Annotated in this window: 15 protein-coding genes; 9 read left to right on the plus strand and 6 right to left on the minus strand. The window is 76.3% G+C overall.

From position 1 onward, the window contains the following. Positions 1 to 29 precede the first annotated feature (29 nt). A complete protein-coding gene (locus ACIQKA_RS05355) occupies positions 30 to 470 on the minus strand; it encodes a GNAT family N-acetyltransferase (RefSeq protein ID WP_383433942.1) in 441 nt (146 codons plus the stop codon). 197 nt (positions 471 to 667) lie between these two features. Between ACIQKA_RS05355 and ACIQKA_RS05360 the strand changes: the two genes are divergently transcribed. Continuing rightward, on the plus strand, positions 668 to 1,447 hold the full coding sequence (locus tag ACIQKA_RS05360; protein WP_402540032.1) for a hypothetical protein: 780 nt from the start codon (positions 668 to 670) through the stop codon (positions 1,445 to 1,447). 76 nt (positions 1,448 to 1,523) lie between these two features. Here the strand turns inward: ACIQKA_RS05360 and ACIQKA_RS05365 are convergent, their stop codons facing one another. Both ACIQKA_RS05365 and ACIQKA_RS05370 read right to left on the minus strand, forming a co-directional pair. Further along, the gene (locus tag ACIQKA_RS05365) at positions 1,524 to 2,903 is read right to left on the minus strand and encodes an NAD(P)/FAD-dependent oxidoreductase (RefSeq protein WP_383154099.1); all 1,380 of its coding nucleotides are present in this window, start codon (positions 2,901 to 2,903) and stop codon (positions 1,524 to 1,526) included. A 238-nt stretch (positions 2,904 to 3,141) separates the two neighbouring features. Next, positions 3,142 to 4,293, minus strand: coding sequence for a YncE family protein (locus ACIQKA_RS05370; RefSeq protein WP_402540035.1), 1,152 nt, complete (start codon positions 4,291 to 4,293; stop codon positions 3,142 to 3,144). A 236-nt stretch (positions 4,294 to 4,529) separates the two neighbouring features. Between ACIQKA_RS05370 and ACIQKA_RS05375 the strand changes: the two genes are divergently transcribed. Continuing rightward, positions 4,530 to 4,961, plus strand: coding sequence for a protein-tyrosine phosphatase family protein (locus ACIQKA_RS05375; protein ID WP_383154095.1), 432 nt, complete (start codon positions 4,530 to 4,532; stop codon positions 4,959 to 4,961). A 21-nt stretch (positions 4,962 to 4,982) separates the two neighbouring features. On the opposite strand, the gene ACIQKA_RS05380 is transcribed toward ACIQKA_RS05375, so the two are convergent. Further along, complete coding sequence (locus ACIQKA_RS05380; RefSeq protein ID WP_383154093.1) at positions 4,983 to 5,564, minus strand: dienelactone hydrolase family protein; 582 nt, start codon at positions 5,562 to 5,564, stop codon at positions 4,983 to 4,985. Positions 5,565 to 5,676: 112 nt separating this feature from the next. Next, the gene (locus ACIQKA_RS05385) at positions 5,677 to 6,015 is read right to left on the minus strand and encodes a hypothetical protein (protein ID WP_383154091.1); all 339 of its coding nucleotides are present in this window, start codon (positions 6,013 to 6,015) and stop codon (positions 5,677 to 5,679) included. Positions 6,016 to 6,208: 193 nt separating this feature from the next. Between ACIQKA_RS05385 and ACIQKA_RS05390 the strand changes: the two genes are divergently transcribed. The 5 genes from ACIQKA_RS05390 to ACIQKA_RS05410 all read left to right on the plus strand — a co-directional run bounded on the left by ACIQKA_RS05390 (position 6,209) and on the right by ACIQKA_RS05410 (position 11,257). Further along, a complete protein-coding gene (locus tag ACIQKA_RS05390) occupies positions 6,209 to 7,441 on the plus strand; it encodes an RNA ligase (RefSeq protein ID WP_402540037.1) in 1,233 nt (410 codons plus the stop codon). Continuing rightward, positions 7,420 to 8,337: an AAA family ATPase gene (locus ACIQKA_RS05395; protein WP_383444650.1), complete on the plus strand. Its 918-nt coding sequence runs from the start codon at positions 7,420 to 7,422 to the stop codon at positions 8,335 to 8,337. Before ACIQKA_RS05390 ends, ACIQKA_RS05395 begins: the two co-directional genes overlap by 22 nt. Positions 8,338 to 8,391: 54 nt before the next feature. Further along, positions 8,392 to 9,096, plus strand: coding sequence for an RNase H family protein (locus ACIQKA_RS05400; RefSeq protein WP_383154086.1), 705 nt, complete (start codon positions 8,392 to 8,394; stop codon positions 9,094 to 9,096). A 287-nt stretch (positions 9,097 to 9,383) separates the two neighbouring features. Further along, positions 9,384 to 10,067 (plus strand): GNAT family N-acetyltransferase, encoded by a 684-nt coding sequence (locus ACIQKA_RS05405; RefSeq protein WP_383154084.1) that lies wholly within the window; start codon positions 9,384 to 9,386, stop codon positions 10,065 to 10,067. A gap of 116 nt (positions 10,068 to 10,183) precedes the next feature. Further along, positions 10,184 to 11,257, plus strand: a complete 1,074-nt coding sequence (locus ACIQKA_RS05410) for an enoyl-CoA hydratase/isomerase family protein (protein WP_402540039.1) — start codon at positions 10,184 to 10,186, stop codon at positions 11,255 to 11,257. 168 nt (positions 11,258 to 11,425) lie between these two features. Here the strand turns inward: ACIQKA_RS05410 and ACIQKA_RS05415 are convergent, their stop codons facing one another. Continuing rightward, entirely contained in the window at positions 11,426 to 12,076 is a 651-nt protein-coding gene (locus tag ACIQKA_RS05415; protein WP_383154080.1) for a lysophospholipid acyltransferase family protein, read from the minus strand. Positions 12,077 to 12,289: 213 nt separating this feature from the next. Between ACIQKA_RS05415 and ACIQKA_RS05420 the strand changes: the two genes are divergently transcribed. Both ACIQKA_RS05420 and secD read left to right on the plus strand, forming a co-directional pair. Next, positions 12,290 to 12,733 (plus strand): hypothetical protein, encoded by a 444-nt coding sequence (locus tag ACIQKA_RS05420; protein WP_402540041.1) that lies wholly within the window; start codon positions 12,290 to 12,292, stop codon positions 12,731 to 12,733. A 140-nt stretch (positions 12,734 to 12,873) separates the two neighbouring features. Further along, entirely contained in the window at positions 12,874 to 15,165 is a 2,292-nt protein-coding gene (secD, locus tag ACIQKA_RS05425) for a protein translocase subunit SecD (RefSeq protein ID WP_402540043.1), read from the plus strand. The last annotated feature ends 47 nt before the right edge of the window (positions 15,166 to 15,212 follow it).

Below are 15,212 nucleotides of genomic sequence, written 5' to 3' on the forward strand. Positions count from 1 at the left end.
CGCGAGCCGGAATCGACCCGCCGCGTCCGTCAGGCCAGCCGCAGGGTCACGAACGGGACGGTGTCCCCGGGCAGGACGTACCGCTCCACCTCCACGAAGCCCCGCGCCAGGGCGAACCGCAGCCCCTCCCCGTTGGAGGCCAGGACCACCGTCTCCACGCCCTCGCCGCCCAGCGTCCGCGCGTGCGCGAGCCCCCGCTCGTACAGCGCGGTCCCGAAGCCCCGCCCCCGGAACCCGGGCAGCGTCCGGGCGATGACGGTCGCCGCCGCCGTCTCCCCGTCCGGCGGGCGCACCGTCGAGCAGCCCACCGCCACGTCCCCGAGATAGGCCACGTCCAGCCGGTTCCGGCCCGCGCGCTCGCGCACCTCGTCGGGCGAGAGGACGGCCGTGGGGACGATCGCGTTGTGGACGGCGCGCCAGTCCGCGAGCGGCGCCCCGCTCAGGGCCCGCTCGATGTGGAGTTCGTTCATCCGGGCAGCCAACCGCCCCCCGCCCGGCCGGTCAACCGCTTTCCGGGCCCGCCCGGAGACACCCGGGAGGGCGCGTCCGTACGGGTGGGGGCGGAGGGACCGCGGCAGCACCGCCCGCCGAACGGGTACGGATCCCCGCACTGTCCCCCCGGTCAGATCCCCGCACCGCCCCCCCCGGTCAGGAGGAACGCCGTCCCATGCCCGTCCGCAAGGGCACCCCCGCGCTGCTGAGCGCCGGCACGCTGTGTGCCGCCCTGCTGCTCACCGGCTGCGGCAGCCCCGCCGCCCCGCCCGCCCCCGCCCCCGCTCCCACGACCGCCGGCGAGGCCCGCTCCCGTCCGGGCCCACCGGGCAAGGCCGCCACCGCCTCCGCCCCGATTCCCGAGACCCGGCTCCCCGGCGTCGGCCCCGTCACCCACGCCTCCGTCCCCGACGGCACCTCCCAGGCCCTCGTCGTCACCGGCGCCTCCGCCGACTCCACCCGGTCCACCGCGACGCTCTACGCCCGCGACCCGGCCGGCGGCTGGAAGACCCAGGCCGGACCCTGGCCCACCCACAACGCCCTCCGGGGCTGGACCGCCGACCACACCGCGGGCGACCTGCGCACTCCCATCGGGGTCTTCCGCCTCGGCGACGCGGGCGGCCGGCTGCCCGACCCCGGCACCCTCCTGCCGTACGACCAGGACGCGCGGTTCGCGATCAGCGGCACCGGGTTCGCCGGCGAACCCCTCGAAGGCTCCTTCGACCACGTCGTCGCCATCGACTACAACCGGGTCCCCGGCCGCAGCCCGCTCGACAGGGAACGCCCCCTCGGCGCCGAGAAGGGCGGCGGCGTCTGGATCCACGTCGACCACGCCGGCCCCACGCAGGCCTGCGTCACCCTGGAGATCGAGGACCTGCGCGAGCTGCTCCGGGCGCTCGACCCGGCCCGGGAACCGGTCGTCGTCATGGGCCCGGCCACCGAACTGGCCCGCTGACGAAGCCCGTCCACGCACACGCGCCACGGGGCGCCCGGCTCTCCGCCGGGCGCCCCGTGGCGTCTTCTCCCGCCGCTCAGCTCCCGCCGGACGCGACCGCCCCGCGGAACGACGCCGTGTGGCTGCGGACCTGATCCTGCGACAGGTACGCGTCGGTGTACTCGAAGTCCTTCAGCGTCCCCGCCTTCGAGGCCAGGAACCCGGTCCGCACGTAGTCGTCCCCGGCCAGGGCGTTGAGCACCCAGTTCGTCATCACCCGGGTCTTCGCCACGTTGGTCCGCAGCGCGCCCCAGTGGTAGGCGCGGGCCACGGCCTGCGCCGGCATCCCGTGCAGCTCCACGCCGAGCGGCTTGGAGACCCCGTCCATCCCGCCGAGATCCACCACGAGTCCCAGGTCCTTGTGCCGGTACGGGTGGAGCGGCTCGCCGCGCAGGGTCGAGACCAGGTTGTCGGCGACCGCCTTGCCCTGCCGCATCGCGTGCTGGGCCGTCGGCGGGCAGACCGCCCCCTCCTCGCCCTTGGCGAGGTCGGGCACCGCCGCCGCGTCCCCGAGCGCCCACACCCCGTCCAGCCCCGGCACCGCCATCTCGGGCGTGACGACGGCCCGGCCCTTGAGGGTCTCCGTGCCGAGCGTGCCGATCAGGGGGCTCGCGGCCACGCCGGCCGTCCAGATGAGGGTCCGGCTCGGCAGCACGCGCCCGTCCGTGAGCGTCACCGTCTTCTCGTCCACCGAGGCCACCGAGACGCCGAGCGACACCTCGATGCCGCGCCGGGTCAGGATGTCCGTCGCGGCCTTCCCCAGCTTCTCGCCCAGCTCGGGCATGAGCCTCGGCGCGATGTCCACCAGGTGCCACTTGATGAGGTCCGGGTCGAGCCGCGGATAGCGCTTGACCGCGTTGTGGGTGAGGAGTTGGAGGCAGGCCGCCGTCTCCGTCCCGGCGTAGCCGCCGCCGACGACCACGAACTGCAGCCGGGCCGCCCGCTCCGCTTCGTCGTTGCTCGCGTCCGCCAGGTCCAGCTGGGCGATGACGTGGTCGCGGACGTACACGGCCTCCGCGAGCGTCTTCATCCCGCGCGCGTGCTCGGTGAGGCCCGGGATGTCGAAGGTCCGGGTCACGCTGCCGGGCGCGAGCACGAGATGGTCGTACGGCTCGTTCACGTACTCCCCGGAGATCGTCCGCACCACGCAGACCTTCGCCGCCGTGTCGATGCCGACCACCCCGCCGGGGACGATCCGGGTCCGGTGCCGTTCGCTGCGCCGCAACGACAGGGCGACCGACTGGGGGGTCAGCACCCCCGCCGCCACCTGGGGGAGCAGTGGCAGATAGAGCTGGTACGAGAACGGCGAAAGGAGCGTGATGACCGCCTCCCGCTCCGCCAGCCGCCGTTCGAGCCTCCGTACGCAGGCCACTCCGGCGAAGCCGGCGCCCACCACGAGAATCCTCGGTCGCGTCACGCTGTCCGCCCTTCCGTATGAGCGTGCAAGGAGCCATTGGCTGCGGCCGGTACGGCCGCATGGCAACTTTTTGCCGACTACCCCTTGTTTACCCTTTTTATCGTCATTGCCGATGGATCGCTCTTCGGCGGTGTCCGTACCGGCCCCGAGGGCCCGGCACCGCCGGTTGCGCCCTCTGCTACCCCCTCACGGCCGTTCCCACCGCCCCGCCGCACGTCCGGAAGACCGAACCGCCCCCTCAGAGGACCGCGATCCCCAGGGGGCGCGACCCCGCCGCCAGCCGGCGGGCGTCGCCCGAGGCGAGGTCCACGACCGTCAGGCCGTCCCAGTACCCGTCCCGGGTGAACCCGCCGGACACGTAGGCCGTGCGCCCGTCCCGGGACACGGCCACGTTCTCGTGCGCCCCCTCCAGCGGGTACACCCGCTCCCTCCCGTCCGGCGCGCGCACCGTCAGGGACGGCCCCCGGTCCGCGTCCGGGTCGATCGGCCCCGTGCCCACCACCAGGAGCGTCCCGCCGGCCGTCACGGCGACCCCGTGCTGATGCGTCCGCGCGGTCATCGGCTCGATCTCCGTCCGGCCGGTCCGGGGGTCGACCACGGCGAGCCGCTCGCCCTCGAACGGCAGGAGCAGCTTCCCGTCCGAGGGCCGCACCGCCGCGTAGTGCGGCTTGAGCCAGGAACCGAGCCCGCCCTCCGTGCCGTACGGGGCGACCTCCACCCTCCGGGACTCCAGGGTCCCCGCCGCGACGACCGTGACGTCGAAGGAGTCGTGGCCGGTCGCGTACACCTCGGTTCCGTCCCGCGAGACGTCCACGTCGAACGGGCGCCGGCCGACCGGCACCGCGTCCGTCACCCGCAGCGCCGCCGTGTCGACCACCTCCAGGGCGCCGTTCCCGCCGGGCGCGTTGACCCCCACGTACGCCCGGCGCCCGTCCGGCGCGAGCGCGATGCCCATGCCGCCGCCCCGGTACTCGCCCGTGGTCACGGGCCCGGTGTCCGTCCGGTACGGGATCAGGGCGAGCCGCTTCCGGGCCGCGGTGTCCACGACCGCCACCCCCTCGGCGGTCGCCACCCACGCGCGCCCGTCGGCGCCGAGCGCCACGCTGTACGGCGCGGTCCCCACCTCCACGGACCCGGTGGCCCCCCGCACGGGGTCGACGAAGGTGACCGTGTCGGAGCCGAAGTCGGTCACGAGCAGGGTGCCGGGGGCGGGCGGCGCGGTGGCCGCCGGACCGGGGGCCGGGGAGCCGGCGGCGGGGGAGGACGGCCCGGCGGGCCCCGCCGGGGCCGCGCTCCCGGAGCCCTGGGCGCACCCCGTGAGGAGCACGGCGGCCACCGCGCCGGGCAGGAGCGCCCGGGCGGCACGGGACGGACGGCGGGACTTCCTCATGACGGACTCCTCGGTGCGGCGACCGCGCGGACGCCTCCCGGAGGCCCGTCCGGCGGATCGCGGCCGGGGGAGGGGAGACGGATCCGCGCCCTGCACCGATCCTCCGCCCGGACCCGCCCCCGCACGGTCCACCGGGCATCCCGGCCCCGGTGCCGGAACGGACGACACCGGGGTCGGCCGAACGGATGACCCCGTTCCCGCCCCGGGAGGGCCCTTCCGGCGGTTACGGTGGCGCGATGACCGAGCTCTGGCAGGAGTCCTCCCCGGGCGTCCTGCGCCTGCCCTCCGGACGTCTGGTCCGCGGCCGGGGCCTGCGCCACCCGCTGCCCGACGGCCCCGCCCCCACGTACGCCGTGCACCTCCTCGGCCGGACGCCTCCCGAGGTGCCCTGGGAGTCCACCTGGCTGCGCTGGCCGGACTTCCGGCTCCCCGCCGACCGGGACGCGGCCCGTGCCGTCCTCGCGGAGGCCCGGGAACGCGCCGCCGGGGAACGCGTCGAGGTCGCCTGCGGCGGCGGCCGGGGGCGCACCGGCACGGCCCTCGCCGTCCTCGCCGTCCTCGACGGGGTCCCGGCCGGGGAGGCGGTCGCGTACGTGCGCCGCCACTACGACCGGCACGCGGTCGAGACCCCCTGGCAGCGCCGGTACGTCCGCAGGTTCACGGTGTGAGGCGGAGCTTCCGCCCCGGGCTCAGGACCTGACGCCGTCCAGGAGGCACAGCGCCCGCTCGGCGCACAGCGCCGCCGCCTCCGGGACGTGGGACGGCGCGCCGGACTCCGCGAACAGGTGCGCGGTCCCGGGGTACAGGAAGAGCCGGCGGTCCGCCGCGCCCGCCACCAGCTCGCGCGCCGCCGCCAGGTCGCCCTCGCCGGCGAAGTACGGATCGGCGTCCATCCCGTGCACCTGCACGGGCACGCCCTCCGGCCAGGCCGCGCCGAACGTGTCCGCCGGGACGCAGGCGCTGAACAGCAGGGCGCCGCGCGCCCCGGGCCGGGTCTGGGCCAGCTTCTGCGCGGGCAGCACGCCGAGCGAGAACCCGGCGTACACGAGGCCGTCCGGAAGGCCCTCGGCCGCTCGCGCGCCGCGCTCCACGAGCGCGCCGAAACCGATCTCCCGGGCGTATCCGCCCCCGGCCTCCAGATCCCCGAAGACGCGCCCCTCGTACAGGTCGGGCACGTGGACCGTGTGCCCGGCGCGCCGCAGCCCGTCCGCGAAGGCGCGGACGCCCTCCGTCAGCCCGAGCGCGTGGTGGAAGAGCAGAACCTCGGCCATGTCGTCGTCCCCTGGTCGCCGTGCGCGGTCCGCTCCCTCGCGGCACGGACCGTCCCGGGAGGCAGCATGGCGCACGGCACCGACAACGCCCCGGTGCGGGGCGAGGGGACGGTTACCGCTGCGGCCGGTGCGCGACGACGGCGCCCGCCGCCTGGCCCACGACGCCCATGGGGCCGGTGACGCCCATCGGACCGCCCGGACCGCCCTGGCCCATCGGCCCCCCGGCACCCATCGGACCGCCAGGACCCATCGGGGCACCGGCCCCGGCGCGCGGCGCGCCCGCGTGGACGACGCCGCCCTGAGGGGCGGGAGCGCCCTGCGGCGGAACCTGGATGACCCGGCTCAGGTCCCGCAGGACCTCCTCCGCGGTCTGGCGGACGTCACCGGGAACATCCCCCCGTTCCCGTATGAGCTCGGCATAGATCGGTGCCGTGCCGTCCGAGTGGTTCATGGGGCTCGCTTCCTTCGTCTGCGCCGGCGTGCGTCACCGACAGGGCGACGGCGAGTCTACGGGGCACCACCGACACGGCCGGGTCCGGGAGCCCGGTCGTCACCCCGACGGACGCCTCCCGGTCCGATAATCACTGTTCTCCGCGTCCCTTCCGTCCGAGAATGGATCATCGAACACCACGGGAGGGGACCCGATGGGCCAGGACGCCCTGACTCTGCACGACCTGATGACGCCCGACGAGCTCGCCGCCGCCCTCGCCGAGGGGCACGTGACCCGGAAACCGCATCCCGGGCTGCCGCTGTCGATCTACACGTACACGCGCGCGTGCCAGTACGCCCAGCACTGGAACCGGGCCACCCTCCACTGCCGCGGCCTCGTCGCCGACGACGCCACCGGGCGGATCGTCGGACTGCCCCTCCCCAAGTTCTTCAACCTCGCCGAGCACGCCACCGGCAGCCCCTACGCGCCCCCGCTGCCCGACGAGCCCTTCGAGGTGTACGACAAGGTCGACGGCAGCCTCGCCGTGGTCTTCCACTACGCGGACCGCTGGCACGCCGCCTCCAAGAGCTCCTTCACCAGCTCCCAGGCCGTCTGGGCGCAGCGCCGCCTCGACGCCGCCGACACCACGGGCCTGACGCCCGGCACCACCTACCTCGCCGAGATGCTCTACCCGGGCAACCGCATCGTCGTGAACTACGGCGAGCGCCGCGACCTCGTCCTGCTCGCCGCCCTCGGCCCGGACGGCACCGAGGTGCCGCTCGCCGAGGCCGCCGCCTCCTGGGCGCCCCTCGGCAGCGTCGTCCGCACCTGGTCCGTCGCCACCCTCGACGAACTCGTCGCCCTCACCGAGTCCAACACCCTGCCGGACGGCCGCCCGGCCACCGGCACCGACGCCGAGGGCTTCGTGCTGCGCTTCGCCTCCGGCCTGCGCGCCAAGGCCAAGCTGAGAGAGTACGTCCGCCTCCACAAGGTGCTCACCGGCGTCACCGAGCAGGACATCTGGCGCGGCCACGGCGTCCAGCGCTTCGCCGGCCTGCCCGCCACGCAGGTCGCCAAGGGCCTCGGCTGCGCCGTCGCCGACGTCGAGGCCTCCGGCGGCAAGCCCCTCGACGCCCTCCTGGAACAGGTCCCCGACGAGTTCGACCAGTGGGTGCGCGGGGTGATCGCCCGCCTGGAGGAGACCGCCGCCGCGCGCGAGCGGGCCGTCGACGAGGCGTACGCCCGCCTGGCCCACCTCGCCGGCGACCGGGCCGCCTTCGCCCGCGCCGCCGCGGGCCTGCCCGACAAGGGCCTGCGCGCCGCCCTCTTCCTGCGCCTCGACGGGCGCCCGACCGACCTCCTCCTCTGGCGGCAGGTCCGCCCCGAGGCCACCGATCCCTTCGCCCACGACCAGGAGAACCGACCGTGCCCGTCGTCCACGTCATGACCGGCCTGCCCGCCTCGGGCAAGACAACGGCCGCCCGCGCCCTGCAGGCCGACGCCGAGGGCCGCGTGCGCCGCGTCAACCTCGACGACCTGCGCACCATGCTCGACCTGCCCGACCCCGAGCGGGGCCGCTCGCACACCCGGGAGCAGACCGTCCTCGCCGTCCAGGACGCCGCCGTCCGCGCGGCTGTCGACGGCGGCTTCGACGTCGTCGTCGACAACACCCACCTCACCCCGCACATCCCCAAGCGGCTCAAGGCCGCCGTCGCGGGCCTGGACGTCACCTTCGCCGTCCACGACTTCACCGGCGTGCCTGCCGACGAGTGCGTCCGCCGCGACGCCGCCCGCGAGCGGCCCGTCGGCGAGGAGATCATCAGGATCCTCGCCGACAAGCACGCCAAGGCCACCCGGGGCGGCTGGCGGCTCACCGCCGACTGGCTCAACGACCGCCCGGCCGTCGAGCCGTACGTCGCGGACCCGGCGCTCCCCACCGCCGTCATGTGCGACATCGACGGCACCCTCGCCCTGCGCGTCGACCGGGGGCCGTACGACTTCACCCGCTGCGACCGCGACGCCCTCAACCTCTCCGTCCGCGACGCCCTGCGGGCCTTCCGGAACGCCGAACGCGACCGGATCGTCCTGCTCTCCGGCCGCAGCGAGGACCACCGCGCCCTCACCGAGGAGTGGCTCGCCCGCCACGAGGTGCCCTACGACGAACTGTGGATGCGGGCCTCCGGCGACGGCCGGGGCGACGACCTCGTCAAGGCGGAGCTCTTCGACGCCCACGTCCGCCACCGCTACGCCGTCCGCGTCTCCCTCGACGACCGCGACCGCGTCGTGGCCCTCTGGCGCCGCATGGGCCTCCCCACCTGGCAGGTCAACTACGGCGCCTTCTGACCGGCGGCCCGGGGGCGGCGCCGACCGCCCCCGGCGCCGTGCCAGGATCGTGGGATGGTGGAAAAGATCATCGCGGCGTGCGACGGCGCGTCGAAGGGAAATCCCGGCCCCGCGGCCTGGGCGTGGGTCATCGGCCGGTCCGACGGATCGGTCGACCGCTGGGAGGCGGGCCCGCTCGGCCGGGCGACCAACAACGTGGCCGAACTCACGGCCCTGGAAAGGCTCCTGGAGGTCCTCGACCCCGACGTCCCCGTCGAGGTCCGCATGGACTCGCAGTACGCCATGAAGGCGGTCACGACCTGGCTGCCCGGCTGGCGCCGCAAGGGCTGGAGGACCGCCTCCGGCAGCCCCGTCGCCAACAAGGACCTGGTGGTCCGCATCGACGCGCTCCTCACCGGCCGCGACGTCGACTTCGTGTACACCCCGGCCCACCAGGTCGACGGCGACCCCCTCAACGACGCCGCCGACCGCGCGGCCGGCCACACCGCCCGCACCCAGGAGGCCGCGGGCTCCGACTCCGGATCCCCGCTGCCCCCGCCGGAGGCGCCCGCCAGGGCCTCCGCGCCCCGCTCGCGCTCCTCCGCGCCGTCCGGCTCCCGCACCGGGACCGCGAGCGCCTCCGCCACCCGCCGGACACGCCCGTCCGGCGGCACGCTCAAGGCGAGATTCGCGGGCCGCTGCCGCTGCGGCAAGGCCTACGACAAGGGCGAGACCATCAGCAAGAACCCCGACGGCTGGGGCCATCCCACCTGCGTCTGAACGGCCGGGCCGTCCGACTGGCGGGCGGCCCCGTCCGTTGCGTGAGACCGGCGCGTCCGGGGCGCGCGAGAGGCTTCACCCACCCGTGTACGCGGGTTCGCCCGGGGTTCTGTTCTCCGAGCGGCCGGGGCTGCATACTGTCCTCCTCGCACCGGTGACGAACCGCTCTCACCTGCTCATTCGTCGTTCTCACGACATGGTCGGCACCGGCGAGAACCTCCCTCCAGCTACCGCCGCGGACTCTCCGTGACGGGAGCCTCCCCTGCCCGTGAAAGACCCGAGGTTCCGTGCCAGTACCTGTTCTCCTGACCGGGCGCTCCGTGCGCCTGGAGCCGCTGGCGATGCGGCACGCCGAAGCCCTCGCCCGGGCCGGCGGGGCGGACCGATCGGCCTACGCCTTCACCCCCGTTCCCGACGGCCTCGAATCGGCCCTCGACTACATCGCCCGCGCCCTCGCGGACCAGGCGGCGGGCCGGTGCCTGCCCTTCGCCGTGGTCAGTACGGCCGACGAACGGGTCGTCGGCTCCACCCGCTTCCTCGAACTCGACTACTGGCGGGGCCCGCTGGTCTGGCCGCCCGTCCCCGGCATGCCCCACGGCGATCCCCTGACCGCCGTCCCGGACGCCGCCGAGATCGGCAACACCTGGATCGCGGGCGCCGCCCGGGGCACCGGCATCAACACCGAGGCCAAGTACCTCATGTTCCGGCACGCCTTCGAGGTCTGGAGGGTCCGGCGCCTCACCCTGCGCGCCGACGCCCGCAACACCCGCTCCAGGATCGCGATCGAACGCCTCGGCGCGACCTGCGAGGGCGTCCGTCGCGCCCACTCCCGCGGCCTCGACGGCGCCGTCCGCGACACGGCCTTCTACTCGGTCCTCGACGACGAATGGCCCGCCGTCCGCGACATCGTCGAACTCCGCATGTCCGCCCCGCGCCAGGTCCGCGTCCCCCAGGACCTGCTCCCGGCCTGAGGCCCGCGACCGCTGCCCCGGTGCCCCCGGGGCGGCGGTCGCACGCGCTCCCGGCCCCTTCCGGCGGGCCCGGTACGGTGGCCGGGACAGCGAGCCGTACCGCCCGAAGGGACCGAGTGACCGTGCCGACCGCAACCTCCGACGTACTCCTCCGGACGGAGGGCCGCGCCGGGTTCGTCACCCTGAACCGGCCCCGCGCCATCAACGCGCTCACCCACGCGATGGTGCTCCGCATCGACGAGGCCCTCACCGCCTGGGAGCACGACCCGGCCGTCGGGACGGTCGTGATCGAGGGGGCGGGCGAACGCGGTCTGTGCGCCGGCGGCGACATCCGCGCCATCCATGACGACGCCCGCGCCGGAGGCACCGCGTCCGCCGCCTTCTGGCGGGACGAGTACCGGCTCAACGCGCGGATCGCCCGCTACCCCAAGCCGTACGCGGCCCTCATGGACGGCATCGTCATGGGCGGCGGCGTCGGCGTCTCCGCCCACGGCTCCCACCGCGTCGTCACCGAGCGCTCCAGGGTCGCCATGCCCGAGACCGGCATCGGTTTCGTGCCCGACGTCGGCGGCACCCACCTCCTCGGGCGCGCCCCCGGCGAACTCGGCACCCACCTCGCCCTCACCGGGAACCCCGTCGGGGCCGCCGACGCGATCCTCGCCGGCCTCGCCGACCGGTACGTCCCCGCCGCCGAACTCCCCGCCCTGGCCGAGGACCTGGCGCTCCTGCCGGCCGACGAGGCCCTCGCCCGCCGCGCCGCCGCGCCCCCGCCCGGCGTCCTGGCCGGGCAGCGGGAGTGGATCGACGCCTGCTACGCCGCCCCGACCGTCGCGGAGATCGTCGAGCGCCTCTTCGACACCGGCGTGCCCGCCGCCAAGGAGGCCGCCGAAACCCTCCTCGCGAAGTCCCCGACCGCCCTCGTGACGACCCTGGCCGTCCTGCGCCGCTCCCGCGCCCTCGCCACCCTGGAAGAGGTCCTGGACCTGGAGTACCGCGCCTCCTGCGCAGCCCTGACCACCCACGACCTGGTCGAGGGCATCCGCGCCCAGGTCGTCGACAAGGACCGCGACCCGCACTGGGACCCCGCCACCCTCGACGCGGTCACGGACGCGGACGTCGCCCGCTCCTTCGCCCGGCCGCCCGGCGGCGACCTCGGCCTGGCCGCCGGGAAGCCGGCCGGGGAGCGGTAGGCCGGGCGTCCGCGGTTCGGTCCCGAGAGGCCCCGGCGCTGGCGCGCCCGCGGCGCCTCGACGGGCCTCCCGCAGGCGCCGGGGGAGCGGCCGGTTCGCCCCCGGGGTGTCCGACCCATGGGCGCGGACGAGGGCGCGTGCCGGCCGCCGCGACGCCGCGGGCAGGTGTCAGCGACCCCGCAGGGCCCCGGCCGCCGTCCGCCAGGCCTCGGTGACCGCCCCGTGCGCGAGCGCCGTCGCCTCCGCCACGTCGGCGGGCAGCGTCAGCGGCGCCCCGATGTGGACGTGCAGGCCGGGCCTGCGGACGGGCGCCGTGAGCACCCCGGCGAGCTGCTTCGCCCGCCCGCCGGAGGTGATCCGCCGCGCCCCCGCCTGACCGATCGGCACGACCTGCGCCCCGGTGGCCAGGGCGAGCCGGGCGAGCCCGGTGCGGAACGCCTCGGGCGGGTTCTCGGCGGAGTCCCGGCGCGGCGGTATGCGTCCCTCCGCGTACAGCATCACGTGCCGCCCCGACGCGAGCGCGACCGCCGCCCCGTCGAGGGCGGCCGCCGCGCGGGCCGTGCCGCGGTGCACGGGCACGTACCCCTCGCGGGTGAGGGCCCGGCCGAGGACCGGAATCCGCCAGAGCCCCGAGGCGGCCATCAGGACGGGCTCGACCGCGAGGTGCCCGCGGAGCGCGGCGAGCACGAGCGCCGGGTCCGCGAGCGAGGTGTGGTTCGCGACCAGGATGCTGCCGGGCGCGAGGCGCGCCCCCGGGTCGGCGGTGACGGTCAGTCGCCCGAAGAACGGGACGACGCGGGCGGCGATGCGGCTGAGCACGGACGGGCCCCCTGGAGCCGAGGACGATGCGCTGACCCCGTCATCGTCGCGGCACCGGGCGGGCCCGGCATGAGCGGACGTACTCAGCCGTCGTACTCAGGACGGGAGTCGGGGAGCCGGGGAGCCGGTGGCCGGGCGCCCTCCCCGCCGGTCTACGCTGAGCCCCGGAGACCCGGGACGACGGGGCGGCCCGGACGGGGGAGGTGCACGGCGGTGGAGCGTTCCGCACGACGGCTCGCGACCCTGGTGCCCGCCCTGCTCTGCGTGCTCTGGTCCGTGGTCCTGGCCCCGGCGGCCTCCGCCGCGGACCCGGCCGCGGCGCCCCGCACGATCCAGGGCCCCGCCCCCACGACATCCGGGCACCCGAACCCGGCGGCCCGTGCCGCTCCGGCCGCCGTGCCGGCACCCGCCCCCGCCCACCGTCTCGCGCCGCCGGAGCCGCACCTGGCGCCCGCCGCCGTCGCGGGGCTCCCGGCCGTCGTCGAGCACTCCGTGCGGTTCCCGGCGGTGCCCGCCACCCCCGCGGCCGCCCCCGTCGACCTCTCCCTCCCCCCGCGCGGCCTCCTCGCCGGCGATCCCCGCCGCGAGCGGGCGCCGCCCGGCGGCCCCCACGTCCCGAGGGACCCCAGGGGCCCTCCCTCCACCCGGCACAGCTGACGTTCCTCCGCGTCGCCGTCCGGGCCGCCGGCATGTCCACGGACCGGTCGCCGACGCGCACCCGACCGTACGTCCGGCACGGGAACGGCCCGCGCCCCCTCCGGGGCGGCGCCCGCCCGTGCGCTGCCTGTGGAGTACCCATGTCCTCTCGTGCCGTGCTGTGGCGCGCGCTCCTCGCGCTCGCCGTCGTCGCGCTCTCCCTCTGGATCACCCTGACCACCCCGCCCCGCCTCGGACTCGACCTGCGCGGCGGCACCCGCATCGTCCTCCAGACCGAGGACGGCCCCACCACCCGCGCCGACGCCGCGGCCACCGACCGCGCCCTGGAGGTGCTCCGCAAGCGCGTCGACGGCCTCGGCGTCGCGGAGCCCTCCCTCGCCCGCTCCGGCGAGCGCCGCATCGTCGTCGAACTCCCCGGCCTGCGCGATCCGCGCAAGGCCGCCGAGACCATCGGCCGCACGGCCCAGCTCACCTTCCACGCCGTCACCGGCGCGGCGGAGGGACCGGCCGGGCCGGTCGCCGCCGACGGCACGCGCGTCCTCGCCGACCCCGACGCGCCCGGCCGCTTCCTCGCCCTGGCCGCCCCCGCCCTCACCGGCGACGGGGTCGAGAACGCGGAGGCCGCCCTCGACACCACGAGCGTCCGCGGCTGGACCGTCGACCTCTCCTTCCGCGACCGGGCCGCGGGCGACTGGGCGCGGATCACCGGCGCCGCCGCCTGCACGTCCCCCGGGGACCCGGCCCGCAGGGTCGCCATCGTCCTCGACGACCGGATCGTCTCCGCGCCCGGCATGCAGGCCGGCGTCCCCTGCGGGGCGGGCATCGGCGGCGGCTCCGCGCAGATCACCGGCGGCTTCTCCGCCCAGGAGGCCCGCGACCTCGCCGCCCTCGTCCGGGGCGGCGCGCTGCCCGTCCCCGTGACGACGGTCGAGCAGAGCACCGTGGGCCCCACGCTCGGCGCGGAGGCGATCCGGGCCAGCGCCCTGGCGGCGCTGATCGGCCTCGCCTGCACCGGCCTCTTCGTCATCGCCGTCTACCGGCTCCTCGGTCTCCTCGCCACCGCCGCCCTCCTGCTGTACGGCCTGATCTCGTACGCCGCCGTGGTCGCCCTGGGCGCCACCCTCACCCTGCCCGGCCTCGCCGGCTTCGTCCTGGCCGTCGGCATCGCCGTCGACGCCAACGTCCTGGTCTTCGAACGGGCCAGGGAGGAGTACGCGGCCCTGGGCCGGTCCGCCGGGCGCGATCTGCGACGGCCGGTGACCACGGCGTTCGGCAAGGTGTGGAGCGCGGTCGCGGACTCCCACGTCACCACGCTGCTCGCCGCCGGACTGCTGTTCGCCTTCGCCACCGGCCCGGTCAAGGGCTTCGGCGTGACGCTCGCCGTCGGCGTCGTGACCTCGCTCCTCACCGCCATGGTGGTGACCCGGCTCCTCGCCGACCTGGTGCTCCGGCTGCCGGCCGTGCGCAGGCGGCCGGCGGTGACCGGCATCGCCGAGCTCGGCAGGCTGCGGACCCGGCTCACCCGCCGCGTCCCGCGCCTGACGGCCCATCGCCGCCGCTGGCTGACCGGCTGCGCCGTGCTCCTCCTCGTCGCCCTCGCGGGGATCGGCGTCCGGGGCGTGGAGTTCGGCGTCGAGTTCACCGGCGGCCGGGTCGTCCAGTACACGGCCGACCGCCCCGTGGACGCCGACGCGGCCCGCGCCGCCGTCACGGCCGCCGGCTTCCCCGACGCCGTCGTGCAGACCACCGGCGAGGGCGACGTGTCGGTACGGGTGAAGGAGACCGGCGACGACGAGCGGCGGGAGATCGAGGAGGCGCTCACCGGGGTCGCCGGACCGGTGACGGTGGAGCGCGACGACCTGATCGGCCCGAGCCTGGGCGGTGAACTGCGCACCCACGCCCTGCTCGCGCTCGGCCTGGCGGTCGCGGCGCAGCTCCTCTACCTGACGGTGCGGTTCCGCTGGACGTACGCGACGGCCGCCGTCGCCGCCATGGCCCAGGACGTCCTCCTGGTGATCGGCCTGTTCGCCTGGCTGGGCAAGCCGATGGACAGCGTGTTCCTGGCCGCGCTCCTGACCGTCGTCGGCTACTCGGTGAACGACTCCGTGGTGGTGCTCGACCGGCTGCGGGAGCTGCGGCGGCGCGGCGGCCGCGTACCGCTGCCCGACCTGGCGGACCGGGCGGTCGCCCAGACCCTTCCGCGCACGGTCAACACGGGCATGGGCGCGCTCTTCGTCCTGGTGGCGCTCGCCGTCCTGGGCGGCGACTCGCTGGAGGACTTCTCGGTCGCGCTGCTCGCCGGAGTTGTCCTCGGCATGGCGTCCACCGTCTTCACCGCGATCCCGCTGGCCGTGACCCTGGAGTCCCGCCACCCGGCCCCCGCCCCGGCCTCCGCGCCGGTGAAGCGCCGCCGCACGGGCGCCGTCGTCTGACCCGCCCCCGTCCTCCCGTCACCCCGCCGTCCACGGCGGGGTGACGG

Source organism: Streptomyces sp. NPDC092045 (genome assembly GCF_044756005.1).
In the GTDB taxonomy this organism is placed as follows: Bacteria; Actinomycetota; Actinomycetes; order Streptomycetales; family Streptomycetaceae; genus Streptomyces.